This is a genomic window from bacterium (assembly GCA_021372615.1).
GTDB lineage: Bacteria > Armatimonadota > Zipacnadia > Zipacnadales > UBA11051 > JAJFUB01.
Window position 1 is genome coordinate 1 of sequence record JAJFUB010000125.1, and the last position, 23,693, is coordinate 23,693.

Here is a 23,693-nt window from a genome sequence, read left to right on the forward strand (position 1 = left end):
GCCCAGTCGTTGGGGCAATGCTGCACTGGGCGGGGTACAAGCCCCCGCCCTACAGGCCCTCCCCACGCCTTTGCACCACAGGAGCCCACACATGTTCGCCACCGTCCTCTCGCCTGACCAGATCGCCCGCCTCCACGAGCACTCCCTGCGCCTCCTGTGGGAGATCGGGGTCGAGGTCCCACACGCCGACATGCTGGCGCGCTTCGCGGACGCCGGGGCGCAGGTGGACCTCGCCACCCAGCGCGTCCGTATCCCGACCGAACTGGTCGAGCTGTCCCTGCAGCAGTGCGGCAAGCAGTACACGCTCTACGGGCGCGACATGGCGCAGACGGCGCGCTTCGGCCAGGGCGCGCGCAACTTCAACAGCATCGCCGGCGAGGCCAGTTGGATCGAGGAGCTGGGCGGCAAGCGCCGCTACGCGCGGTTGTCCGATGTCGCCATCGCCGCGCGGCTGGGCGACGCCCTGCCGCATATCAACATCGTCGGCGCCATGACCGACCCGGCCGACGTGCCGCCCCCGGTGCGGTGTGTCGAGGTGCTGGCGCAACTCATCCGCCACACCACCAAGCCGCCCACACTGTGGTACCACGACCGCCCCTCGGCGCGCTATCTGAACGAGATGATGATTGCCCTCCGCGGCAGCGAGCAGGCCGCCGCCGAGTTCCCCTACACCTACCCCTTCCTCGAACCCATCAGCCCGCTGCGCTTCCCCTTCCACGGGATCGACCTGCTGTACGAGACCGCGCGGCTGAACCTCCCGGTGCCCATCGGGCCGATGGCGCAGACGGGCCTCTCGGCGCCCTGCACGCTGGCCGCGACGATGGCCCAGGAGAACGCGGAGATCCTCGCCGGCGTCTGCGTCACGCAGCTCATTCGTCCGGGCATGCCGGTATGCTATGGAGGCATCTGCCATGCCTTCGACATGCGCACGACACAGCTCATCTTCTCCGGCCCCGAACAGGCCATCTTCGGCGTCGCCATGACGCAACTGGGCAAGCATTACGGTCTGCCCGTGTATATCAACGTGGGCCTGACGGACAGCAAGCGAGTGGACGCGCAGTCGGGGCTGGAGGCGGGGATCACCCTGGCGTTCGGCGCGGCGGCGGGGGCCGACATCTTCGGCCACATGGGCATCAGCGGCGTGGACCAGGCCTCCTCCGCGGACATGCTCGTGTGGCAGGATGAGGTCATTGGCTTTGTGGAAAGCGCGCTGCGCGAGCTGGACTTCAGCAACGAGGCCCTCGGCTTCGACACCAGCCTGTCCGTCGGTCCGGGCGGCAGCTTCATCGGCGGGGAGCACACCGCGCGCCACTTCCGCCGCGAGATGTGGCAGCCCACGCTGCTGGACCGCCAGTACTACCAGGCGTGGCTGGACGAGGGCGCGGCGAGCGCCGAGGAGCGTGTGGTGGCGAAGCGCCGGGACCTACTGGCCACCCACGAGGTCGAGCCGGTCAGCGAGGAGCTGGAGCAGGCACTGACGGAGATCGTGGCCGCGGCGAGGCGAGAGCTGACGGAGTGACGGCATTCACAGGATGGCGCGGGCAAAGGCAAAGGATGAACAGGATGCAAGGATGCAAGGATAGGGAGGATACGGCAACGGCATAGATCGCTTCGGTGTACGGGCGGTCACCGACCGCGACCAGTCGCGCGCTCAGGCGGTGCCGGCGTGCGGACGGATGCCCCGCAGGACCGCGCGCTCCTCGCGTTGGGCGAAGTACAGGTCCCAGCGCATCTGTACGTTCATCCAGAAGTCCGCGGACATGCCGAAGAACTTGGCCAGGCGCAGCGCCGTGCTGGGCGTGACGCCCCGGCGACCATTGACGATGTCGTTGACGCGCTGATACGGCACATGAATGCTGTCCGCCAGTTCCCGCTGGGTCAGCCCCATCGGCTCAAGAAACTCCTCCCGCAGCATCTCACCGGGATGTGTCGGTCGTCGGTGCGTCGGTACGCGGATCATGGTGCATCTCCTGCGATGGACCTAGTGGTAGTCCACGATCTCGACCAGGGCAGCCCCCGCCGCGGTCCATGTGAAGCAGATCCGGTACCGCTCATTGATGCGGATGCTGTGTTGTCCTGCGCGGTCGCCGGCGAGGGCCTCCAGGTGATTGCCCGGAGGCACCCGGAGATCGTTCAGCACAACGGCGGAATCGATCTGGTCGAGCTTGCGGGCAGCGCCTCGCCACAACGTCACCGGGCACGTCCGGCGGGCCTCACGGGTGTCCCTGCCGTTGAAGACGTCCTCAGTCCCCGCCGTCCTGAAGGACAAGATCATGATAGCATGATAGCACGGTACTCATGCTATGACAAGCGCCAAGCACAGCACGCTGTCCCCGACAGCCCGTACTTCTGCCCACCTCTACGAGCGGTCACCGACCGCGACCCCTCCGGCCTCTCCCGACCCCATCCTCCCCATCCTTCTATCCTTCCATCCTGTTCGCCGTTGCCGTCATCCTCTCCATCCTGCGAATCTACCTCCCCAGCTCCCACACCTGCGTCGCCTCCGGCCTGAGCGTCACTGTGAACGTCCCGCCCACTGCCTTCGCCTCGCTCTCGATCAGCCGCCGCCGCTTCGCGCCCTCCCAGGAGGGCTTGAGCGTCGCCGTTACCGGCTCGCGGCTATCGCTCACGACCACCACATACAGCTTCCCGCCCACTGCCTTCTCCCGCGCCTCGAGCTTCTCCGTCGTTGGCGTGAGGGGCACATCTCTCCACTGCCCGGGCGCGAGAATGACGTCCTGGAGCTGCGCCATCTCGGTGTTCAGCGCCCGCGTGTACGAGAGCAGCGCCGGGTCGCGGGACAGGCAGCCCGCCGGCTCGCCGTCGTAGTACGAGTAGTACCCGAACCACTTGTAGCCGTGGATCACGTGCAGCCACAGGCTGGTGCGTAGCTCGTCCGGCGTGGGCATCCGCTGGGTATGGCGGTTCGAGTTGTAGGTCTGCAGGCACGTGCCCAGGGGCTTCTTGCCCAGCAGGTCGCGGTCGGTGATGTCCAGCCAGCGCCGCTTGTAGTCGAAGGGCGTCATCTGCGGGAAGGGGTAGCTGTCGTAGCTCCACAGGTCCTGGCTGGCCAGGTAGTCGCTGGCGCGCGGGTACTGGCACAGGTTGACCCACACGAAGTGGTTCGGGTCCAGACGCCGGATCAGCTCCGCGGCGGCCTGCACCGCCTCGGGCTCCATCGTGCCCTCCGGCTCGTCAATCAGGTCCCAACACAGCACCGCCGGGTGCTCCTTGAACCTCAGCACCGCCTGCTCGATGTGCCCCAGGTCGAACTCCGGCCCCTTGTTGAAGTACTGGTTGTTGAACAGCGCGACCGTACCGTACAGCCCCACCTGCGCGCACGCGTCCAGGTGCTTCTGGATGCTCGGGAGCGGGTCGGGGTCGCTGCCGTAGCACTGTACGACGTTGAAGCCGTGACTGACGATCTCCTCGTTCATCGGCGCGTGGTAGAGCATCCGCGCCAGGAACGGCTTGCCGTTGACCGTGATGGTGTCGCCCACGGCCCTGGCCGTGCGGATGGGCTCCCACTGCGGCCACGCGACGGGGTCGAACTTGATGAACTCGCGGCTGTCGGTCTGCGCGGACCCGCCGTTGAGGGTGAAGGTGGCGTCTGCCCGGAAGCGCCCGACGGGCAGGCCGACGAGGTCGAAGGGGACTTCAAGCTGCGGACCCTTGACCGGCAACGTCTTGTGCAGCACTGTCTTGCCGCTCTGCAGGTCCCTGAGGGCCAGGCCCACGCTCAGCTTCGGCAGCAGTTCGGGGGCGCAGGTGAAGGCCGCCGACCAGCGCCCGGCGCGCTGGGTCGAGGGGTAGGCATACTCATCGAGCGACACCGAGACAATCTGGGGCACGGTCAGGCGATAGGCTGCTTCCCTCGGGTGCGCGCCGGCGCCCACACAAACATACAGCGTCGAGGGTCCGGCCGCGCTGATCGCTACCGGTATGGTGATCGTCGCCGGCTTGTCGGCGGCGAGGCGATAGATGTCACGCTCTGGCTGAGTCATGTGGGGCGTGCCGGCAGGCCGAATGGCTGCAGCGAGGCTGGTGCCCGTGGGCTGGGCGGCGCTGAGCGTCACCTGCAGGTCATTCCGGCCCAGGACGGGCGGCCGCATCGAGAGCGCAGTCACGGTGACGTTCGGCACGGTGGGCCGGCTGGTAGCCGGCCCCTCCAGCGGCTGGGCGGGTGGTAGCGGCGCGACGAACTGCGAGCCCGCTTCCGCCTTGATCTCCAGCAGGGGCCAGGCCGTCTTGTAGCTGACGAAGTCTTGGTCCTCGGAGGGCGGCACGTACTCCTTCACGTTCGTCAGCAGGATCACGTCGATGTACGGCCACTGGGTCGTGTCGTCCGAGCCTTGCAGGCGCAAGACGTGCTTGCCCTGGGCCGGCGAGACGCCGGCACTGGTCGGGATGGTGGCGGAGCCGACCCGGGTAGTGGCGGGGCCGACGCCGGTAGCGACCGGGCTGGCCGGGATGGCGACCGGGCCGAGCGGCTTGCTCCAGCACAGCGAGGTGCTCGCCTGGTCGTGGGCGATCAGCCCCAAGTCGCGCCCGTCCCACAGCACATGCGTCTTCGTCGTCGGGAGAGCCAGGCACCGCACCCGGATCGTGTACTCGCCCTCCTGCAGCCCCTCCACGTCGTATTCCAGGAAGCCCCCGGCGGGACGCCCAAACACCGCCACCTGGCCGCCGGACGGATGGCCCATCCACGACGTGAAGCCCTCGGCCCGCAGGCCCTCGGTCTCCCCGCGGCTGAAGGCCTCGCCCTCCAGGTAGCGGTACTCGTAGTCAGCGCACGCCCCGGTCGCCATGAGGGGCGTACACAGCACCAGCAGCAGCCATGAGCGCATGAGTCGTCCTCCTGAGTACACAGAGAGCCACCGGGCGGGCCCGGTGGCTCTGGGTAGGCTGGTGGTACGCGCTCACTCCTTGAACGTGACCCCCAGCGCCGCGAGAGCGGCGTCCACCTGCTGCTCGGCCTCGTCGAACTTCCCGTAGGCAAAGGCCTGGCGGGAGGCCGCGAGCATCGCGTTGATTGGCTTGGCCGCCTCGGGGTCGCTGGCCGCCAGCTTGTCATACGCTGGCTTGGCGGCGGCGAACTTCGCCCGCCAGCGGTTCTTCTGCGGCACCTTGGCCATCGAGGGATCGGTGGTGGGCGTCGCGGCGGCTGTCGCCGCCGGCTTCGGGGTCGTGGCGGGCTTGGTTGTCGCCGTCGTCGTGGCCGGTTTCGTCGCCGGCTTGGCGGCCGTCGTCGCGGGCTTGGTTGTCGGAGGCTTGGTGGTGGCCGCGGCGGGCTTGGTCGCCGGCTTGGTGACTGCGGGCTTGGTGACCGTGGCCGGCTTCGTCGTAGCCGTAACCGGGGCGGTGGCCGCGCCGACCCTGGGCGGGGTGCCCTGGCCGGTGAGGTAGTACAGCAAGTTCGAGTACAGCTCGCGCGCCGCCGACTCCTTGCGCGCCGTCCAGTCCTCGGCGTTCATCTCCCGCACCGTCCGCATGGCGTCCACGATCAGCAACTCGGCGCCGTTCTCATTGCCGACGAACGCCACCGGCTTGGCGGCAGCCGGCTTGGGCTTGACGGCCGCCGGCTTCGGAGTGGTCGTGGCCGGCTTGACGACCACGGTCGTCGGCGGCTTCGCGGCGGGGTTGGTGATCGCGGGCTTGGCCGCGCCGGCGGGTGGCTTGGCGGCGGCGGGCTTGGCCACGGCCGCTGTGCCGGGCTTGGTGCTCGCCGTCACTGTCGTGCCGGGCTTGGCGCCATAGCCGAGCTGCGAGGGCGGCAGCTTGCTGCACGGCGTGGCCTTGGGCAACTGCTGGGTCAGGTTCTTGGCCCACAGTTGCGCCAGTTGCTTCTCGGTCATCTTGTTCGTCTTGGCTTCCGCCGGGTACACGGCCACGACGGGGATATCCCAGGCGTAGACCGTCCACAGGCTGCCCTTCTGCTTGACGGTGACCTGCGGATGCTGGGTGTCCTTGGAGGACACGACCTCGACGATCTTCTGGTCCACATTCGCCACGCGCTCGGCCACGGTGGCGAAGGCGCCGCGGTCGCGCAGCCGGGCCACCAGGCCGCCGCCGACGCACACATCGGCCGTCTCCTGGGCGAAGACCGGCAGAACGAGCGCCAGCGCGAGCAGGGCCGCCAGCAGGGGAAGAGTCATGGGTCGCATCTTGGGCCTCCTGTGCCGCGCGGCGAGGCGCCGTGTCGCGGGGGCTAGAGTTGCATGATAGGTGTCTTGAACTGGCGCCGTCAAGCAACCCCCATGGTAGGACCTGCATATTCGCCGGAAGTTCCGCTCGTTCCTCCCCGACCCCCCTCTGCCTGCCCCGCCTACTCCGTCATCTTGCGGAAGCGCTGGAACGACTGCCACAGCTTCCAGTAGCCCCGCACCAGCGCCACCAGGCTTTGTCCACGCACCCGGTGGCCCAGGTCGCGCAGCACTTGGTGAGCCGCGTTGCGCCCCGGCATGCCGGTGATGCCCCCGCCCGGATGGACGCCGCTGCCGGTCAGGTACAGGCCCTGCACCGGCGTGCGGTACTGCGACAGCTCCGGGAGCGGTCGCAGGCCCCAGGCCTGGTGAATCTCCATGTCCACATGCCACGCGCAGCCGCGCGGGTTGTCCGTCAGCCGCTCCCAGTCCAGCGGCGTCGTCACCAGCCGCCCCAGGATCGCGTCCCGCACGTTGGGCGCGTACCGGCAGAACGTGTCCACCACCTGGTCGGCGACGCGCTCTCGCACGTCGTCCCAGCTCTGCCCGCCCGCCAGCTCGTACGGCGCGAACTGCGACAGCCACAGCGTATGCTGGCCCTCGGGGGCCAGCGACGGGTCCAGCGCCGTGGTGCAGGCGCACCACAGCCCCGGCTCGCGCGACGGCCTGCCTGCCTGTATGTCTAGCCAGCCGTCGTACACGTACTGCAGCGAGGGGGCGATGATGGGCGAGGCGAGGGTCTGCTCGGGGCGCGCGCCGTAGCCGGTGAACTCCGGCCGCTCCGACAGCGCCAGGTCCACCTTGAACAGCGAGGCACTGGCGACGCTGACCTGCCGCACCCGCCCGAGGAGACCTGAGGGCACGTGCTCTTCGGGAACCAGCTTCAGGAACACCCGCCGGGCATCCAGCGAGGAGACGATGCACCGGCGGGCCGCGAACGTCTCGCCCGTGGCAGTGACGACCGCCTGCGCCCGGTTGCCCTGCACCACGATCCGCTCGACGTGCTGCCCGGTGAGCACCTGCCCGCCCGCCGAGGTGATGACATGGGCCAGGGCCTGGCTGAGCGCCCCCGAGCCGCCCTTTGGCCGCGCGCTGCCTGACAGGTGGCTGCCGGACTGCAGACTCATCGCGAGCGTCGAGCCGGGCTTGGTCGGCGGCGTCCCCGTCTGCACCGCCCACCACGCCATCGCGCCCTTGAGCCGCTCGTCGACAAAGAAGCGCTCAATGAAGACAGTAGGGGGCGTCAGCAGCGCCCGCCACAGCTCCTGCATCTCGGCCGTCTCGGTCGAGAGCATCATGTCGGCCAGCGAGGGCGGGGGGACGAGGTCGAACGGTTCGAGCATGTGCAGTGCCTGCTCCCACCACCCATGCCAGCGCCGGTAGCTCTCCACCTCCGCGGGCGCGAAGGTCGCCAGCTCCTCGCACGTCCGGTCCACATCCCGCCACACCAGCCAGCTTGTCCCGTCCGGGTAGGGAAAGAACCACAGTGGCTCGTGCCACAGGTACTCCAGCCCGTGCTTGTCCAGCGCCAGCTCCCTGGGCACCGGCCCCGAGCAGATATGCTGGTGGTCCACGCCGCCGCGGTTGATGCGGAAGCCGGGCAGGCCGGGGAAGTCCTCGGTGGGGCAACACCCGCCAAGCACCTCGCGGCGCTCCAGCACGAGCACACTCAGCCCCGCCTTCGCAAGATACGCTCCGCAGGCAAGGCCATTGTGGCCGCCGCCGATGATGATGGCGTCGTGTTGAGGCATGCAGTTCTCCAGTACCGGAGTTCGGGCAGCGTGTCGTTGGAGGGGCCGGCTATTAGCCGGCCCGCCGTTGGCCGCGTCCGTTGCCGCCCTGCATGGTACCCGTATTCGCTTCGCACGGCGGGCCGGATGGTATCCGGCCCCTCCGACGGCCCGCCGTTCGCTACGGCTCGATCTCCACTGCCGCCATGCTGAACGGCGGCAGCGTTACCTGCAGCCCCTCAGCCGTCTTGAGGACCTCCAGCGGCGTGATCTTCACCGTGTTGGGGTCCTTGAGGTTGTTGGCCTCCAGGGAGGGGGCGGTGAGGATCCAGGCCCCCGCGCGCGTGGGGACACGCGCGCCCACGCGGCCGGCGGCGCCCACGCGGATCGTCGCCGGCACTGCCTGCTCCGGGTTCTTGTTCACGATCATCAGCGTGACCGTCCCGTCAGCCCGCTTGGCTGCGTTCACGCCCAGGTCCGGCACCGCGCCGGCGTTCTTGGGGATGAACTTCTGCACGCTCACGAGCTTGAACCAGGCCTGGCCGCTGATGTTGCCCCCGCCGCCCAGCCGCCGCGCGATGATCTCGATCGCCGTCGTCTCCGGCAGCGTCGTGTACTCCACCTCCACCTGCGTCCAGTCGCTGGTGCCGGTCACGCTGCCGCCGAGGCTGCAGGACTTCGTCTCCGTCCAGCCGCGCGCATCGCCGACCTGGAAGCCCACGCCCCGCGTGTTGTCTATGCCGTCGGTCCTGACGAGGCCCGTGACGCGGTAGCCCGTGTCCGGGTCGGCCGGGACGTTGAGCTTCGGCGCATAGTAGTTCGGGTCATTGCCGCTGAAGGTCGCGTGCACGACCTGCCCCTCGAAGGTCTGCGTGATGCCCGCTTCCGGCCCGCGCTCTTCCCAGGTGTAGTCCTTGGGCAGCAGGTTCTCCTCGAAGAGCTTGAACTCGGTGGGCTTGCCCTTGCGGGCGGGCAGCGGCCCGCCCATGAAGTCCCAGTTGCCGCACTGCACCTGCACCCCGATCAGCGTGTCGCCGAAGCGCTCGTGGTACATCTGGTAGGGGAAGAAGTTCGCCTGCTTCACCGGCGTCTCGCCCTTGTGGACATAGCCCTTCACCATGCCCCAGTACTCATTGGCGAACTGCCAGAAGTTGCCCATCAGAATGCGGTTCTGCGGGCGCATCATCACCCGCAGGTGCTCGGCATTGCGCAGCGCGTTGCCGAAGGCCTGCCGATACGGCACCGGCTTCTCCTGCACGAACCAGCCGTTGTACTCGGTGATGGCCAGTTGCATGTTGGTGCGCCCGCACACTTCCTTGATTTGCGCGTGGAGCCTGTCGTAGACGTCCTGGATGTGCGCATCGGCCGCCAGGCACGCCAGCATGTACTTGTGGCCCTTCTCCTCGTCGGTGTCGCCGCTGAAGCCGGGCGTGTAGGTATGGTCGATGGCGTAGTCCATCTGCTTGCCGCAGCCGACGAGCACCGCCTTGTTCCAGTCCCACAGGCCATACTGCAGCAGCCCCGCCAGCCGGATCTTGGAGTCCACGGCCTTCATGGCTTTCTGGTAGGCCAGGTACTGCTTCGCATAGTCCTCAGGGGTGATCTTGCGCGGGTTGGGGTTGTCGGCGGTCTTGTGCTCGCCGTGGTAGTCTTCGTTGCCGTACTCGAAGTACACGACCCCATAGGGCTGCGGGTGGCCGTCGGCAGCCCTCACGGCGGCCCAGTCCTTCCCGCCATTGGGGTTCTTGCCGACGGGGCTGTTGAGGTACTCCACGATGTCCGCCGCATCGTTCTGATCGCCCCAGTACACCGCCAGCGTGATGAGCGGGATGGAGCCGGAGGCCTCGCAGAAGGTCATGAACTCCGGCAGGCCCCAGAGCATGTCAGGCCGCTCAGACAGCGGCCCCACGGTCTTCTTCCAGTTGTAGTTGTGGGCGATACAGCCACCGGGCCAGCGCTGGATGGTGATGCCCGCTTCCCTGGAGAGCGCGACATACTCAGGCACCGGCGCCCGCTTGTCCGGGTCCCACAGGCCGGAGCCATGCTTGGCATACTCCGGCCGCCCCGGGTAGGCGAGCTGGTTGTTGCCGAGGATGAGGGGGTTGACCTTGCCGACGATCTGGGCAGGATTGACAGTGATAACCGCCTCATGCCCGGCCGCGAACGAGACGCCACACAGCAAACACCCCAGCCAGTATTTCGGGGACACCATACTAAATACCCCTCCTACCTATTATGGGGACACCATACTTAACTCAGCCCGCAGCTCGCCGCGGCTTTGGGCCCCGCCGCTGCGGTCGCAGCACCCGCTCCGTTTGCCGCTCCAGGTCCGCCACAAAGGCGTCGGAGCCCAGCGGCCGCCCCGTACGCTCGTGCTTGCGGAACGCCTCCCATTGCTCCGTCGGGAACGGTTGCGTCAGGTAGTCGTGCCAGTTCCGCCGCAGCGCCAGCAGCGGCTCGGTCTGTACCAGCTCGTCATCCCGCCCGGCCACGTGCGCTGCCGCGCTGCTCCACGGGTAGTCCTCCGCCGTGGCCGTCAACCCCGCGCGCACCGGGTTCAGTTCGATGTAGCGCGCCGCGGCGAGCAGGTGACCGTCGTCCATCGGGTACGAGGCGAACCGGCCCTGCCACAGGTGCCCGCGCCAGCCCTCGCGCGCGTTGACGTGACAGGTGTAGCGCCGGTGGGCCTCGCCGATGGCCCGACGCAGGCCGTCCCCGCCGGCCGGCACGGCGATCAGGTGCACATGGTTGGGCATCAGGCAGTAGGCCCAGATCTGCACCTGTCTCTCGGCGCACCACTGCGCCATGAGTTCGCGGTAGAGGGCGTAGTCCGTCTCGGTGAAGAACGTCTGCTGGCGGCGGTTGCCGCGTTGGGTGACATGGTGGGGGATGCCGGGCACGATGACACGCGCGAGGCGGGGCATGGGCTGAGGATACGCCAGGCGTGGGAAAGGGGTCAAGCGGAATTAAGTATGGTGTCCCCAAAATAGGGAAGTATGGTGTCCCCAAAATAGGGGAGGTGTGGTGCGATGGTGCAGCGAAGCGTGCGGGCCACGGCGCAGTCCCGGGGCGTCGGAGTACTCCCAGGAGGTTACGTTCAGATGGCGACGGCTCGATGGCTGCTCATTCCGGCTGTGCTCGCGGCTGTGTGCGGGCTCTGTCTGTGCGGCTGTGGCGACGACGACAGCGAGGGCGGGGACGAGGGCGTGGCACTGGGCGACAACCATGTCTATGCGGCGGGCGATAGCTGGGGCTACCGCCTGACCGGCACGTACACACCGTCGGGCGGGGCGGCCATCGCCTTCGGCCCGGCGGCAGCCACCCTGACCTATGACGCCACCGTCGTGGCGCTCGGGCTGGCAGCGGTGGACACGCAGTTTATCAAGCTTCAGGCAGACTTCGCGGTCGGCACGCACCATGACGAGCAGTTCCGGCATGCCTTCGCGATCACCCAGGACCGCAGCGGCGTCATTCAACTGGTGGGTCTCACCCCGCACCTGACGACCGCCTCCGACATGGAAGCGCTCTCGACCCCAATCGCCGGCCTGGACTTCGCCGGCTTCCCCACCACCAGTTGGACCGGCAGCGGCACGCTGCCCACGTACGGCGACTTCTCGGTGGACAGCGACTTCGAGGCTGCCGAGACCGTCAGCACCCCGCTGGGCAAGTTCCAGACCAACCGGGTGAAGGGCACCTACACCCTCGACGACTTCCCCGTCACGCTCACTACGTGGCTGAACCCGCAGGTGGGCATGTTCGTGCAGATGCGCGAGCAGTGGGAGGAGGCCGACGGCAGCACCATGGATCTGCTGTACCAGTTGACCTCCACGACTGTCGGCTACGAGCCCTGAGCGCGCCCGCCGGACGCGCTAACCCGATCTGCATGCACCTGCCGGAGACGGCCCTGTTGCTTCCGGGTTGTCTCCGGTGTGTTTGAGGCACAACCATGGATGACCTGGCCGCCCCCCCCCGCCCGCTGCGAGTTAGCCTGCTGTGGCCTGGTCTGTTGCTCCTGACCGACGGGTTGCTCCGTCTGCCGGGGCTCAGGGCCACGTGGGGGCATCTGACGCGCCCCCTGCCGCCGGGTGCGCCGTCCCTGGCCCTGTCGGCCCTGCACGGGCCGGTCGTCGCCCTCCTGACGCTGCTCGCGGCGGCGCTGGTGCTGAGTCGCCGTCCCGCCTGCGTGCGGCCGGCGCGGGTGTTGCTGATCGCGGCTCTGGGTGCCGGCCTACTGGCCCTCGCGGCGGTGCTCGGCCGGCTGCTGTCGCTGGACACACACGCGCTGAACGCCCCCGCGCGACAGGCCTCCCTGTCGCTCTCCCTGGCCGGCGCCCTGCCCGGCCTGCTGCTCGGGGTGTCTGTGCTGTGGCTGCTGTATCATCCCCTGACAACCGCGCCGGGAGCCGTCCGGCCGCGCGGCGCCCTGGAGGTCAGCCCCCCGGCCCTCGGCTTGGTCACGCTGCTGTTGCTTCTGGCCCGCCACGGCCTGCAGATGGGTCTGCGCCTGTCGCAGCTGCCGCGCCTGCTGAGCCTGCCGGAGGGCCTGCCCCCGGCCCTGACGGTCACCATGCAGGCGGGCATTCTGCTCAGCCTGCTGCTGGCACTCCTCCTGCTCGGCGGCTTCGCCCTCATCGCGGCGCGCCTTACGCCCGTCCGGCCGGTGGTCCTGGCGTCTCTGCTCGTGGCGGCCCTGCACAGCGTGGTGGCCGGCGCCCTGACCTGGGGGAGTGTGTGGCAGGGCCTGGCCGTGGTGCCCTTCGCTGCGCTGGTCGTGGCCCTCGGCGGCCTCATCGAGGCTCTGCTGCTGGCCGCGATGTGGCACAGCGCGCGCCCCACCGTCGGCCCTCCCAGAGGTGACGGCTTGTGATACGCTTGCAGGACCTGCCCAACCCCGTCTTCGGTCTCCCCGGAGTCAGCGTGCGCGACCCCGCGGCCCTCTGGCACGAGGGCCTCTGCTATCTCGTCTACACCCACCAGGCCGGCGGCTGGGGCGGGCCGATGTGCTGGCATGTCGGCCTGGTGACGACCCGCGACTTCCGCACCTTCTCCCCCGAGACGACCATCTCTCCGCCGGGCTATGCCTCGCCCGGCAACATCGTCCGCTGGCAGGACCGCTGGGTGCTCGTGGTGCAGTCGTACCCCTGGCCCAGCGAGATCGCCCTCCTGTTCTCGGACGATCTGGTCCACTGGTCGGCCCCCCGGCACATCATCCCCGCGGACACCGGGCCGGGCTGGGGCGCGGAGCATGGCCCCATTGACGGCTGGCTGTACCAGTATGAGGGACAGTGGCTGTGCGCGTGGGTGAACTTCCTGAAGGGGACCGACCACCGCGCCTTCGGCTGCCACGCCTCGGCGGACATGACGACCTGGGAGAACCTCAGCCCGGAGGCGCCGTTCATTGACGGCTCGGCGTACAACCACAACGGCGGGGTCGAGAACTGCGCCATCGTGCGCGAGGGCGAGGTCTGGCACTTCTTCGCCAGCGTGGGCATGAACCCCCAGCACCTGGCACACACGTCGGGGCCCTCGCCGTGGGACTGGCCGCCCCTGACCCCGGCGCAGGAGATCACGCTGCCGCTCGCGCCCTGGTGCGTCCACAGCCAGTCCGCACTCTTTGTGGACGACTGGCGCGACATCTGCGGGCAGTGGGCCATGATCTACCACGGTCTGGAGCGCCCGGACGGGGACGCCACCTTCGGGCTGGCCTTCGCGGACAACCTGTCGGACTGGTAGGGCTGGGAGACCGCGCACGACCCCGTGACAACAGGAGGAGTAGCCACCTCGCGCCCCCATCGGGAGATGGGCGGTGGGAATGTCCAGAGGGCAGCCAACGTCAGTCTGACCACAATCGCAGACCTGACGGAGGGTAGTCCGACAGTGAACACGTTGCAGTCGCCCGGCCTGGCCCGCACCGCGCGGGCCATTCGCGTCTCCAGGGACGCCGGCACGGATCGCGGCGAACGTGAGCCGGACACCCTCACCGCTCCCCGAGGAGGCACTCAGATGACAGACCCGCATGCCCGCCGCATGCCCGCCGTCCCGTATCTCACCGGCGTCCTCGCCATGGCGCTCTCTCTGGTGGCGAACGGCTGCCTCGCCGCTCCGGGCCAGGGCCGGGGTGGCCCTCGCGATGGCGGCAACCAGCCCCCACCCAACCGGACCTACGGCCTGGCCCAGACGCTGTCCGAACAGGGCCAACTGCACACCGTCGCCTTCAGCGGCTTCGCCTTTCTGACCGGCAACCTCGGTGCCGACTCCTTCTTCCCGCCCGGCAAGGTCGCCGACTGGTGGGGCTTCCAGTACCTGCGGGACAACGACCCCAGCCACCTGGGGCACAACACGGACTTCCTCACCAAAGCCGCCTACAACATGCTATATGTGCTGACGAGCGAGCAACGGGCGCAGCTCGTGGCCCTGGCGCAGCAGCAGGTCAGACCGATCAACGACTACGCCCTCGCCCGCTTCCCGCTCATGCAGGCCTTCCGGCGCCAGCTCACCCGGGACCTCCCACAGGGCTCGGCAGGCCTGAACAAGCCAGCCGTGCTCGCCTACTCCGCCGACCTGTACCGCCGCGACGGCGAGATGAGCCTGCAGCGGGCAGAAGTCATGGGCGGCATTCTCCACGGTTTGACCGCTCAGCAGCGCGCTTACCTCGACAAGCTCAAGGGCACGGGCATGGCGACCTGGCCCAGCATTCCCGAGCCGATGGACCGCCGCACCATGCCCCATGACGTGCATGTCGCCGTCATGACCTATGCCGGCGACATGTTCAGTTGGTACATGGGCAGCCTCGAGGCGGACGTGTACTTCTGCCCCGAGCGTCAGGGGACGTACTTCGGCGGGTTCTACCTCAAGGACGCGCCGGCGATGGGCAACCCCAACTACACCATCAGCGACCACCTCACCGGTGATGTCGGGGCGGTCATGCTGTCCAAACTCAGCCCCGAGCAGGCCCAGGCCATCACCGGCCTCGTGCCGGCGCAGGCGCCGCTGCTACAGGAGATCGTGAACACCCGCCGCGCCATCGCCACGCAACTGCGCCGCACCATCGCGGGCGACGCTGCCGACCAGGCTGAGGTGCTGGCCCTGTCGGAAAAGTATGGCCGGCTGGACGGTGAGATCATCTACGGTGATGCCATGGCCTTCGCTCAGGTCGGCCAGAGCCTCAGCGCCCAGCAGCAGGCCGACCTGGCTGCGCTGCGGCGGCAGATCGGGGTGGGCGTGCCGCAGGGCGCCTTCATCTACTCCACGCCTGTGCAGATGCCCGACATCGCGAACACCGACTTCCTGTTCGGAGTGAAGTGATGGTACACCGCCCGCCCTTCCGCCGGTGTCTGCTGATCGCGGCCGCTCTGCTGCTGGCCTATCCGGGCTGGCCGCAGGGCGGCGGCCGGGGTGGCGGCCGCCCTCGTGAGGTGGCGCTGCCCGCTGACATGCAGCCCCTCCTGGCGCTCTCGGCCGTCGCCGGCCGGCCTACCGACCGCGCTGTAGCCATCAATGTCCTGTCCGCCACGGCCGGCTCGGCCCGGGTGGACTACAGTACCGCGACAGGGCAAACCGGTCAGCACTCCGCACCCGTAGTGTGCTCGGCCAACGTGCCCGTGGAGATCGCCCTCACCGGCCTGCAGCCCGACACTGCTTACTCGTATCGCGTCCGCGTCGGCGAACAGCAGACGCCCGAGCAGGGCTTCCACACCGCCCGCGCCCCCGGCAGCGCCTTCACCTTTGAGGTCCAGGGCGATTCGCACCCCGAACGCCCACAGATGTTTGACGCCGGACTCTATGCGCAGACCCTCCGTGCCGCTGCGGCCGACCGCCCGGACTTCTACCTGACCCTCGGCGATGACTTCAGCGTGGACACGCTCCAGACCCCCACGGCGGAGGCAGTGGACCAGATCTACCGCACCCAGCGTCTGTTCCTCAGTCTCGTCGGCGCCCCGCTGTTCCTCGTCAACGGCAACCACGAGCAGGCCGCCCTGTGCAACCTCGACGGCACGCCCGACAACGTCGCGGTCTGGGCCGGCAACGCCCGCAACCGCTACTTCCCCCTACCAGCGCCGGACGGTTTCTACACCGCCGACGCCCGACCCGTCGAGCACATCGGGTTGCTGCGCGACTACTACGCCTGGACGTGGGGTGACGCGCTCTTTGCCGTCATAGACCCGTACTGGCATTCGCCGCAGCCGGTGGACAACGTCCGGGGCGGCCGCGACAAGGGGACACGGGACCTGTGGGAGGTAACGCTAGGCGACGAGCAGTACCGGTGGCTCCAGCAGACGCTGGAGGCGAGCAGCGCGAAGTACAAGTTCGTCTTTGCCCACCACGTGCTGGGCACGGGGCGCGGCGGCATCGAGGAGGCCGGCTGGTACGAGTGGGGCGGCCAGGACCGACGGGGGGTGTCTGAGTTCGCCCAGAGGCGGCCGGGCTGGGAGCTACCCATCCACCAACTCATGGCTCGCAACGGGGTCACGGTGTTCTTCCAGGGCCACGACCACATCTTCGCCAGGCAGCAACTCGACGGTGTCATCTACCAGTCGCTGCCACTGCCGGCAGACCCGTACTATGCGCTCTACAACCGCGATGCCTACCGCACGGGCGACGCCTTGCCGGGGTCAGGACGGGTGCGGGTGACGGTGGCGCCCGACAAGCTGACAGTTGACTACATCCGCTCGTTCCTGCCCAAGGACGGGAGTGCCGACCACCAGGACGGCGAGATTGGATATAGCTATGCAGTTGCCGCCCGTCAGTAGGTGGGTAGCAGCAGCCGGCGCGGTGGCGCTGGTGCTGCTGGTGCAGGCCGAGCCGCAGGCTCCGCGGGGCCAGCGTCCACCGCAGGACCTGTCGCCTTGCTTCCATGCCGAAGTGCCGGCGCACCCGTTCGACGTCATCCTGGGCCGACCGACGGATGCCTCAGTCACGGTCAGCGTGCTGTCCTACACGGCGGCGGAAGGCTACGTCGAGTGGGGCACACAGCCGGGGCAGTATGTGAGCCAGACAGCGGCAGTCAAGCTCCCCGCCGGGCAGCCGGTGGAGATGCTATTGCGGCCGCTCGCACCGGACACGGCGTATTGGTACCGCCTACGCACCCGCGCGACCTCGGGCGACGTCGGCGTGAGCGACAAGTACCACTTCCACACCGCCCGTCCATCCGGCAGCCCCTTCACCTTCACCATCACTGCCGACCCGCACCTGGACGAGCGCACCGACATCGGCCTGTACGCGACGACGCTGCGCAACGCACTGGCGGACAACCCGGACTTCCACCTCGATCTCGGTGACACGTTCATGTGCGACAAGGTCCGCCCCCTGGGCCAGCCGATCCTGCCGATGTATCTGGCGCAGCGCTACTACTTCGGGTTGCTGTGCCCGTCCGCCCCGCTGTTCTTCGCGACGGGCAACCATGACGGCGAGACCGGGAACGAGGACCCGGAGGCCGTGGCGCTGCGCCGGCAGATGCTGCCCGGCCCGCGCCCGGACGGCTTCTACACCGGCAACGAGGACGACGCGCAGGCGAACTACTATGCGTGGACCTGGGGCGACGCGCTGTTCATTGTGCTCGACCCGTTCACCTACACGACCGCCCGCGTCCGGACCGCAGACGACAACTGGAACCGCACACTCGGGGAGGCGCAGTACCGCTGGCTGCAGCGCACGCTGGAGGAGACTCGGGCCTCCCTCAGGTTCGTCTTCATCCACCACCTGGTCGGCGGTCTGGACCGGAACGGGCGGGGTGGGGCCGAGGCGGCGCGCTACTTCGAGTGGGGGGGACGCAGTCTGGACGGCACGGATGAGTTCGCCCGCCGGCGCCCCGGATGGGGCCTGCCGATCCATCAGTTGCTGGTCAAGCACGGAGTCAGCGCCGTCTTCCACGGCCACGACCACTTCTACGCGCGACAGGAACTCGGCGGGGTTGTCTACCAGGAGGTGCCACAGCCAGGCTGGGTCGGCGGTGAGCGGGTGGTCGAGGCGGCGAGCTACGGCTACGCCACCGGAGAGATCATGGCCAGTTCGGGTCACCTGCGCGTGAAGGTCAGACCGGGGGAAGCCACGGTATCCTACGTGCGCTCATATCTGGCCCCCCAGGAGACCAACGGGCGCCGGAACGCCCAGGTGGCGCACACCTACACGTTGCGCGCCACCGCCCCGGCCCCCTAGTCTTCCCCGACGACGCAGACCTCTTGTTCCAGCCAGACGCCGTGCTCGTCGTGAACGCGGTTGCGCACCTGCTCGATCAGTTGCAGGACATCGCTGGCGGTGGCGCCCCCGACATTGACGATGAAGCCGGCGTGCTTGGCCGAGATCTGCGCCCCGCCGATGGTCAGGCCCTTGCAGCCGCTGCAGTCGATGAGCCGCCCGGCGAAGTCCCCCGGCGGACGCTTGAAGATGCTGCCTGCGCTCCGCTCCTTGAGCGGCTGTCGCGACAGGCGCTTCTCGATCGTCTCGTACATCGCCCGGCGGATGTCCGCCGGGAGCCCCTCGACCAGTTCGAACTCGACCTCGAGGACGACCAGGGGCTGCTGCTGCAAGGCGCTATGGCGGTACGAGAAGTCCAGGTCGGCGGGCGTCAGGTCCAGGTGCCCGCCCTCGGTGTTGAGGACGGTGACACGCCTGACGGTCTGGCCGACCTCGCCCCCGTTGGCGCCGGCGTTCATCCATACGGCGCCGCCGACGGTGCCGGGGATGCCGGCGGCCCAGGCCAGTCCGTCCAATCCGCCCTCCGCGGCCTGGACACAGAGGCGGTCGAGGCCGGCGCCACTCTGGGCGATCAGACGGCGGCCCTGGCGGCGGATGGCGCCGAGGGCCTCACCCAGCTTGATGACCACCCCGCGGAAGCCCCCGTCGCGGACGACGATGTTGGTGCCGTTGCCGATGACGAGGGTCGGCAGACCGGCCTGCCGGCAGGTCTGCAGGAGCGCCGCCAGGGCTGAGGTGTCGGTGGGTACGGCGAGAATGTCTGCCGGGCCGCCGATGCCGAACGAGGTGTGCCGTGACATCGGCTCGTGCTCGAAGAGCTCCACCCCGGCCAGCCCGGCCAGTGCGTGCGTGACAGTTGCTGACATCTACTGCTCCGTCGGCTGGGCTTCGTCGCCCGTCTCGGCCTGCGCGGCGGGTTCGGCCGGCGCAGCCGCCTGGTCCGCGGGCACGGCCTCCTCGGCCGGCTTGCCTGCCACATCTTCGTCGGTGATCGGCGCCGCCTCTTCCTTGTCGCCCAGGTTGGCCACGGCCTCGCGCGTCTTGGCGGTTAGGTCGGCGGCCTTCTCACGGACAGCCCCCGCCTCCTTCTTGACGGCCTCGCTGCCGGCTTCCACCAGCTTCGAGGCTCGCTCGCGGGCCACCTTGGCTTCCTTCTTGACGGTCTCCCCGGCGGTCTCGGTGAACTTGGCGGCCTTCGCACGGACGACCTTGGCTTCCTTCTTCACTGTCTCGCCGGCCGTCTCGGAGAGCTTGGTCGCCCGGGCGCGGACGACCTCGGCCTCCTTCTTGACGGTCTCGCTGCCGGTCTCGTACAGCTTCTCGGCCTGCTCGGAGACCTGCTGGACCTGCTTGCGGGCGCCCTCGCTCCACTGCCCGAAGCGGCTGCGCCAGCCGCCGGCCTCGCGGCCCAGTTGCTGCACTTGCTCGTCGGGCAGGATCACTGCGTCACGCCCGTGGATCGTTCCGGGCAGCACCGGCAGGATCAGCACACCGTCAGCGAGGTCCTTCAGCGGGCCGCTGGAGACCTCGTACCGCGTGACGACCTTGTCGTAGGGGTCAATGAAGACGGAGGACACAGTGCCCAGACGCTTGCCCGAGGCGGTGAAGACGGCCAGCGGCTCAGGCGAAAGCTGCTTGCGGCTCTCGAGGTCGGGGGTCGCGGACAGCACGGTCGCCACGGTCTTGCTCGAGACCATGATGACATCGCTGCCGATGGTCTTGATGTCGGCCGCCAGCACACCGCGGTCGCCCGCCCCGTCGCTCACGATCAATCCCAGCACGGCGCCAGTGGCCAGGTCCACCACCACCTGGCTGACGGTGCCGACATTGGCGCCTTCCTCAACGGAGAGGACGCGCAGACCGACAATGGATCTGATCTCACGCATGATAACCCCTCGCTTCGTACGGCTGAGTGGTTGCGATTCAGGCGTCGCCCAGAGCCTGCCAGGCCTTCTGCGAGGTGCGTCCATAGCCCTGGAGACTGCCCACGTCCCAGCGCTCCTCATCGGGCTGTAGCGGCATGGCGAAGGCGAGGCGCTCCTGGGCCAGGGCACGCAACGCGTCCGTCAACTGGACCTCGCCGCCATGGCCCGGCTTCACCTCGCGCAGGGCGTCGAACACGTCGTGCGTCAGGACATACCGCGCGCATACCGCGAGCCGGCTGGGCGCCGCGTCCGGGCCGGGCTTCTCCACCAGGTCCAGGGCGCGTACGCTACCCCCCGGTCCGTCCGGGCCGGGCTTGATGATGCCGTACCGGGACGTATCCGCCAGCGCCACCGTCTGTGCGGCGATGACTGCCGCGGCGCCCGCTTCGGCGTACACCTGCAGCATCCGCCGGGCCAGTCCGCCGAACTCATTGCCCCAGATCACCGCATCGCCGAGGGCCACGAACACGTCCCCGGGGACCTCGTCAGCGGCCGCCAGGACGGCATCGCCCAGCCCTCGCGGCTCCTCCTGCGCCGCGTAGCGCAGGCTCAACCGGGCCCACGCCTCATCGGCTTCGCGCAAGGCGGCGAAGTGCTCGACGATGGCCTCCTTGTTGTTCCCGATGACGATGACGAAATCCTGCAAGCCGGCAGCCTCCAGCTCTTCCACCACGAGCTGAATGGCCGGCTTGGGCCCCAGCGGCAGCATCTCCTTGGGGATCGAGTACGTCAGGGGAAACAGCCGCGTTCCTCGACCGGCGGCCGGAATCACGGCAGTGACAGCAGCCATCACAGCATACCTCGGTAGCTCCCGCCGCGGCTCATCACAGTCAGGCGGGCAAACAAAAGCCTGGATTCCGCCCGCCTATGGCGGCGCTGGAGACCAGGCCGGAGAGAACGAATGGAGCCAGCGAGCAGACTTGAACTGCTAACCTGCGCATTACGAATGCGCTGCTCTGCCATTGAGCTACGCTGGCCCGACAGAACTGCCACAACCCCACGGCAGATCGTCGCCGCGGGCCGCCGTTGAGGCTTCTGGCAGCGGACCTGAAGTATACCCGCTGCCCCCCGCCAAGTCAAGCTCCGGGCAGGCGTCGGCCGACCTGCCCGCGCCACTGATCCTGGTCAAGTCACGCCCGGCCCGCCGCGCCCGTGCGCTCGATCCAGCGCTCCACGACTGCCGCCATCTCCCCCGTGGCCACTGCCATGGCCTGCGGAATCCACAGGTTGCGCCCTGCCTGCCACTGGTCCAGGAGTGACTGGCGCACCGTCGTGATCAGATCGGTGGCGACATTCACCTTGGCGATGCCCAGCGAGATCGCGCGGCGCAGGTCCTCGTCGGGGGTGCCGCTGCCGCCGTGCAGCGCCAGGGGCACCTGGACCGCCTCGCGGATGCGCGCCAGGCGGCCGAAGTCCAGCTGCGGCAGCGTTGCGTAGTGCCCGTGGGCATTGCCGACGGCCACGGCGAGGCAGTCCACGCCGGTCGCGGCCACGTAGTCGGCGGCCTCCTCCGGATCGGTCAGCGCGGCGCCCTCACCACCCTCGACCGCCGTTACGCTGGCCTTGCCGACGACCCCCAGCTCCCCCTCCACGCTCACCCCACGCGGATGTGCCAGGCCGACAACCTCGCGCAGGGCCGCGACATTCTCTGGCAGGGGCCGGGTCGAGTAGTCCAGCATCACGGACGTGTGGCCCGCATCCATGCACTCCCGCACGCGCTCCAGCGAGTCGCCATGGTCGAGCAGCAGCGCGGCGCGAACCTCATAGGCCGGGAGCAGCGCGCGGACGACGGCGCCGATCGCGGCCGGCGCCAGCATCGGGTAATCCGCGGGAGCAGTCATGAGAATGACGGGCGCACGCAGTCGCTCCGCCACGCGCAGGACGGTCTGTACCGCCTCGGCGCACCATACACAGAAGGCCGGCACGGCATAGCCGGCGGCATAGGCTTCGGATAACAGATCGGACATGGGCAACAAAGGCATGAGTGCTCCCGGTACCTCGGTCTCAGGCGGCGGCGTGGGTGGGGGAGACGCCCACCGGCTCGGCGGAGGCGGTCGTGCCGGGGGTTGCGGGCCCCGGCGGGGCCGCCCGACGAACGCAGCCCTGCAGCAACATGGCTGGATTCCGACGGAGAGTTTCGGGAGCGGAGGTGCGGACACCTGCAGTCAGGACAGGGCGGTGGCCAGCGCGGTAGCCGCTACGGCGTGCCCTAGCGTTCGCTATGGTGTGCCATAGCGCACGAGGTTGCTGACGTCCTTGTACGTCAGCGCCACGAACAGGAGCATCACGAAGGCGAAGCCGAGGATGCTGACGGCCAACTCGAGCCGGGGGCTGACCCGCCGGCGGATGATCGCCTCGAAGCCCAGTAGCACGATGCGGAAGCCGTCGAACGGGGGGAAGGGGAAGAGGTTCATGACGGCCAGGATGGAGCTGATGATGCCGCCCCAACTGAGCACGGCGTCCCAGCCGATGCGCGCGCGTTCGGCGCTGATGGCCATGATGGCCACCGGCCCGGCCAGTTCCGCCTCGACCTCATGGCGCAGCATGGCCTGTACCGAGACGATGACCGTGGCCGCCGACCCGACCGTGCTGAGCACCCCGAGCTTGAGCGCCTGCACCGGGCCGACCGGCTGCGTCGCCCCCCGCAGCACGACCCCGATGCGGCCGATCTCGCGGATGCGCGAATAGAGCGTCCCCTGGGCATCCCGGGCCGTGTACCGCCCGTGCCCCACTTCGGTCAGCGCCGGCAGCGCCAGCAGCGCTCCCTCGCGTCTCACGTTCACCGTGACCTGCTGGTTGGGCCGCGCGGCAATGTAGCCGACCAGCGCCGTCTGGGTCAGCGGGGCGAACTGCACCCCGTAGCTGCGCTGCAGCGCCTGCTGCGCGTCCTGGTCGGCGACCCGGCCCAGCCCCGCGGGTACCGGGAGCGAGAGCACCTTCTCCTGGTCCCGGATGCTCGTGGCGTTCAGATCCAGCACCATCACGGCCGCCTTGCCACCCTTGGCCCGGCGGAGGGCCGCCAGCATCTCGACCGGGGTGTTGACTTCGGCGCCGTCCACGCGCTCGATGATGTAGTCCTTCTTCAGGCCGGCCTTCTGGCCCGCGCCGCTCTGCACCGCGCTCAGCTCCAGTGAGTAGGTCTGCCCATCCACGCCGACAATGCAGTCGCCCCCGCGCAGACCGGCCCGCTGGGCCGGGGAGCTGGCCGCGACCTTGGAGATGTAGATGCCCTGGTCGTCCGGGTTCGGCACACCCTGCCACGCCGTGACGGCGGTGAACAGCACGATGGCCAGGAGGATGTTGGCCACGCTGCCGGCGACAATGACCAGCGCCCCCTGCCAACGCGGGCGGGTGTGGAAGCCGCGCACCACATACTCGGCGCCCGGCTCCATCCCGGCGATCCTGACGTACCCGCCGACCGGGAAGATGTTCAGACGGTACAACGTCTCGCCTCGCCGCCGCTGCAGGAGCGCCCGCCCGAAGCCCAGGGCGAACTCCTCGACATGCATCCCGGAGAGCTTGGCGAGCAGGAAGTGCCCTGCCTCATGGCACAGCAGGCACAGGCCCAGCACCACGACGATCGCGGCGCCGCTATTCAGATAGGTCAGGACGGAATTGAGCATCGCGCTCTCTTTGCGTTC

19 protein-coding genes and 1 tRNA gene are annotated in these 23,693 nt (G+C 68.8%); 7 read left to right on the forward strand and 13 right to left on the reverse strand.

Annotation, left to right across the window (positions count from 1 at the left end):
* The first annotated feature begins 91 nt into the window (after positions 1 to 91).
* The gene (locus LLH23_18610; protein MCE5240476.1) at positions 92 to 1,519 is read left to right on the forward strand and encodes a trimethylamine methyltransferase family protein; all 1,428 of its coding nucleotides are present in this window, start codon (positions 92 to 94) and stop codon (positions 1,517 to 1,519) included.
* 132 nt (positions 1,520 to 1,651) lie between these two features.
* On the opposite strand, the gene LLH23_18615 is transcribed toward LLH23_18610, so the two are convergent.
* The 7 genes from LLH23_18615 to LLH23_18645 all read right to left on the reverse strand — a co-directional run bounded on the left by LLH23_18615 (position 1,652) and on the right by LLH23_18645 (position 10,857).
* The gene (locus LLH23_18615) at positions 1,652 to 1,960 is read right to left on the reverse strand and encodes a HigA family addiction module antitoxin (GenBank protein MCE5240477.1); all 309 of its coding nucleotides are present in this window, start codon (positions 1,958 to 1,960) and stop codon (positions 1,652 to 1,654) included.
* 21 nt (positions 1,961 to 1,981) lie between these two features.
* On the reverse strand, positions 1,982 to 2,275 hold the full coding sequence (locus LLH23_18620; protein ID MCE5240478.1) for a type II toxin-antitoxin system RelE/ParE family toxin: 294 nt from the start codon (positions 2,273 to 2,275) through the stop codon (positions 1,982 to 1,984).
* A 196-nt stretch (positions 2,276 to 2,471) separates the two neighbouring features.
* Positions 2,472 to 4,847 (reverse strand): hypothetical protein, encoded by a 2,376-nt coding sequence (locus LLH23_18625; GenBank protein MCE5240479.1) that lies wholly within the window; start codon positions 4,845 to 4,847, stop codon positions 2,472 to 2,474.
* A gap of 72 nt (positions 4,848 to 4,919) precedes the next feature.
* Entirely contained in the window at positions 4,920 to 6,164 is a 1,245-nt protein-coding gene (locus LLH23_18630) for a hypothetical protein (GenBank protein MCE5240480.1), read from the reverse strand.
* Positions 6,165 to 6,325: 161 nt separating this feature from the next.
* Positions 6,326 to 7,954 (reverse strand): NAD(P)/FAD-dependent oxidoreductase, encoded by a 1,629-nt coding sequence (locus tag LLH23_18635; protein MCE5240481.1) that lies wholly within the window; start codon positions 7,952 to 7,954, stop codon positions 6,326 to 6,328.
* Positions 7,955 to 8,114: 160 nt separating this feature from the next.
* The gene (locus LLH23_18640; GenBank protein MCE5240482.1) at positions 8,115 to 10,145 is read right to left on the reverse strand and encodes a hypothetical protein; all 2,031 of its coding nucleotides are present in this window, start codon (positions 10,143 to 10,145) and stop codon (positions 8,115 to 8,117) included.
* A gap of 43 nt (positions 10,146 to 10,188) precedes the next feature.
* A complete protein-coding gene (locus LLH23_18645; GenBank protein MCE5240483.1) occupies positions 10,189 to 10,857 on the reverse strand; it encodes a transposase in 669 nt (222 codons plus the stop codon).
* Positions 10,858 to 11,034: 177 nt separating this feature from the next.
* On the opposite strand from LLH23_18645, the gene LLH23_18650 reads away from it, so the two are divergent.
* The 6 genes from LLH23_18650 to LLH23_18675 all read left to right on the forward strand — a co-directional run bounded on the left by LLH23_18650 (position 11,035) and on the right by LLH23_18675 (position 18,088).
* The gene (locus LLH23_18650; protein ID MCE5240484.1) at positions 11,035 to 11,784 is read left to right on the forward strand and encodes a hypothetical protein; all 750 of its coding nucleotides are present in this window, start codon (positions 11,035 to 11,037) and stop codon (positions 11,782 to 11,784) included.
* Between the two features lie 95 nt (positions 11,785 to 11,879).
* A complete protein-coding gene (locus LLH23_18655; GenBank protein MCE5240485.1) occupies positions 11,880 to 12,800 on the forward strand; it encodes a hypothetical protein in 921 nt (306 codons plus the stop codon).
* Complete coding sequence (locus LLH23_18660; GenBank protein MCE5240486.1) at positions 12,797 to 13,666, forward strand: hypothetical protein; 870 nt, start codon at positions 12,797 to 12,799, stop codon at positions 13,664 to 13,666. Before LLH23_18655 ends, LLH23_18660 begins: the two co-directional genes overlap by 4 nt.
* Before the next feature lie 270 nt (positions 13,667 to 13,936).
* Positions 13,937 to 15,238, forward strand: a complete 1,302-nt coding sequence (locus tag LLH23_18665) for a hypothetical protein (protein MCE5240487.1) — start codon at positions 13,937 to 13,939, stop codon at positions 15,236 to 15,238.
* The gene (locus LLH23_18670) at positions 15,238 to 16,683 is read left to right on the forward strand and encodes a metallophosphoesterase (protein MCE5240488.1); all 1,446 of its coding nucleotides are present in this window, start codon (positions 15,238 to 15,240) and stop codon (positions 16,681 to 16,683) included. The genes LLH23_18665 and LLH23_18670 overlap by 1 nt, the downstream gene beginning before the upstream one ends.
* Entirely contained in the window at positions 16,661 to 18,088 is a 1,428-nt protein-coding gene (locus tag LLH23_18675) for a metallophosphoesterase (GenBank protein ID MCE5240489.1), read from the forward strand. The genes LLH23_18670 and LLH23_18675 overlap by 23 nt, the downstream gene beginning before the upstream one ends.
* On the opposite strand, the gene murB is transcribed toward LLH23_18675, so the two are convergent.
* The 6 genes from murB to rseP all read right to left on the reverse strand — a co-directional run bounded on the left by murB (position 18,085) and on the right by rseP (position 23,675).
* The gene (gene murB / locus LLH23_18680; protein ID MCE5240490.1) at positions 18,085 to 18,993 is read right to left on the reverse strand and encodes a UDP-N-acetylmuramate dehydrogenase; all 909 of its coding nucleotides are present in this window, start codon (positions 18,991 to 18,993) and stop codon (positions 18,085 to 18,087) included. The two genes, LLH23_18675 and murB, sit on opposite strands and share 4 nt — an antisense overlap.
* Positions 18,994 to 20,013 (reverse strand): PRC-barrel domain-containing protein, encoded by a 1,020-nt coding sequence (locus LLH23_18685; protein ID MCE5240491.1) that lies wholly within the window; start codon positions 20,011 to 20,013, stop codon positions 18,994 to 18,996. It abuts the gene before it with no gap.
* Between the two features lie 37 nt (positions 20,014 to 20,050).
* Positions 20,051 to 20,842: an NTP transferase domain-containing protein gene (locus LLH23_18690; protein ID MCE5240492.1), complete on the reverse strand. Its 792-nt coding sequence runs from the start codon at positions 20,840 to 20,842 to the stop codon at positions 20,051 to 20,053.
* Between the two features lie 112 nt (positions 20,843 to 20,954).
* A tRNA-Thr gene (locus tag LLH23_18695) sits at positions 20,955 to 21,029 on the reverse strand.
* Between the two features lie 153 nt (positions 21,030 to 21,182).
* Positions 21,183 to 22,034: a class II fructose-bisphosphate aldolase gene (locus LLH23_18700; GenBank protein ID MCE5240493.1), complete on the reverse strand. Its 852-nt coding sequence runs from the start codon at positions 22,032 to 22,034 to the stop codon at positions 21,183 to 21,185.
* Between the two features lie 237 nt (positions 22,035 to 22,271).
* On the reverse strand, positions 22,272 to 23,675 hold the full coding sequence (gene rseP, locus LLH23_18705) for an RIP metalloprotease RseP (GenBank protein ID MCE5240494.1): 1,404 nt from the start codon (positions 23,673 to 23,675) through the stop codon (positions 22,272 to 22,274).
* Between the last annotated feature and the right edge of the window lie 18 nt (positions 23,676 to 23,693).

What these genes read in the sequence shown, in the direction of transcription:
- LLH23_18610 (MCE5240476.1), top strand. Translation starts at nt 92, where the DNA reads ATGTTCGCCACCGTCCTCTCGCCTGACCAGATCGCCCGCCTCCACGAG.
- LLH23_18615 (MCE5240477.1), bottom strand. Translation starts at nt 1,960, where the DNA reads ATGATCCGCGTACCGACGCACCGACGACCGACACATCCCGGTGAGATG.
- LLH23_18620 (MCE5240478.1), bottom strand. Translation starts at nt 2,275, where the DNA reads ATGATCTTGTCCTTCAGGACGGCGGGGACTGAGGACGTCTTCAACGGC.
- LLH23_18625 (MCE5240479.1), bottom strand. Translation starts at nt 4,847, where the DNA reads ATGCGCTCATGGCTGCTGCTGGTGCTGTGTACGCCCCTCATGGCGACC.
- LLH23_18630 (MCE5240480.1), bottom strand. Translation starts at nt 6,164, where the DNA reads ATGCGACCCATGACTCTTCCCCTGCTGGCGGCCCTGCTCGCGCTGGCG.
- LLH23_18635 (MCE5240481.1), bottom strand. Translation starts at nt 7,954, where the DNA reads ATGCCTCAACACGACGCCATCATCATCGGCGGCGGCCACAATGGCCTT.
- LLH23_18640 (MCE5240482.1), bottom strand. Translation starts at nt 10,145, where the DNA reads ATGGTGTCCCCGAAATACTGGCTGGGGTGTTTGCTGTGTGGCGTCTCG.
- LLH23_18645 (MCE5240483.1), bottom strand. Translation starts at nt 10,857, where the DNA reads ATGCCCCGCCTCGCGCGTGTCATCGTGCCCGGCATCCCCCACCATGTC.
- LLH23_18650 (MCE5240484.1), top strand. Translation starts at nt 11,035, where the DNA reads ATGGCGACGGCTCGATGGCTGCTCATTCCGGCTGTGCTCGCGGCTGTG.
- LLH23_18655 (MCE5240485.1), top strand. Translation starts at nt 11,880, where the DNA reads ATGGATGACCTGGCCGCCCCCCCCCGCCCGCTGCGAGTTAGCCTGCTG.
- LLH23_18665 (MCE5240487.1), top strand. Translation starts at nt 13,937, where the DNA reads ATGACAGACCCGCATGCCCGCCGCATGCCCGCCGTCCCGTATCTCACC.
- LLH23_18670 (MCE5240488.1), top strand. Translation starts at nt 15,238, where the DNA reads ATGGTACACCGCCCGCCCTTCCGCCGGTGTCTGCTGATCGCGGCCGCT.
- LLH23_18675 (MCE5240489.1), top strand. Translation starts at nt 16,661, where the DNA reads ATGCAGTTGCCGCCCGTCAGTAGGTGGGTAGCAGCAGCCGGCGCGGTG.
- murB (MCE5240490.1), bottom strand. Translation starts at nt 18,993, where the DNA reads ATGTCAGCAACTGTCACGCACGCACTGGCCGGGCTGGCCGGGGTGGAG.
- LLH23_18685 (MCE5240491.1), bottom strand. Translation starts at nt 20,013, where the DNA reads ATGCGTGAGATCAGATCCATTGTCGGTCTGCGCGTCCTCTCCGTTGAG.
- LLH23_18690 (MCE5240492.1), bottom strand. Translation starts at nt 20,842, where the DNA reads ATGGCTGCTGTCACTGCCGTGATTCCGGCCGCCGGTCGAGGAACGCGG.
- LLH23_18700 (MCE5240493.1), bottom strand. Translation starts at nt 22,034, where the DNA reads ATGCCTTTGTTGCCCATGTCCGATCTGTTATCCGAAGCCTATGCCGCC.
- rseP (MCE5240494.1), bottom strand. Translation starts at nt 23,675, where the DNA reads ATGCTCAATTCCGTCCTGACCTATCTGAATAGCGGCGCCGCGATCGTC.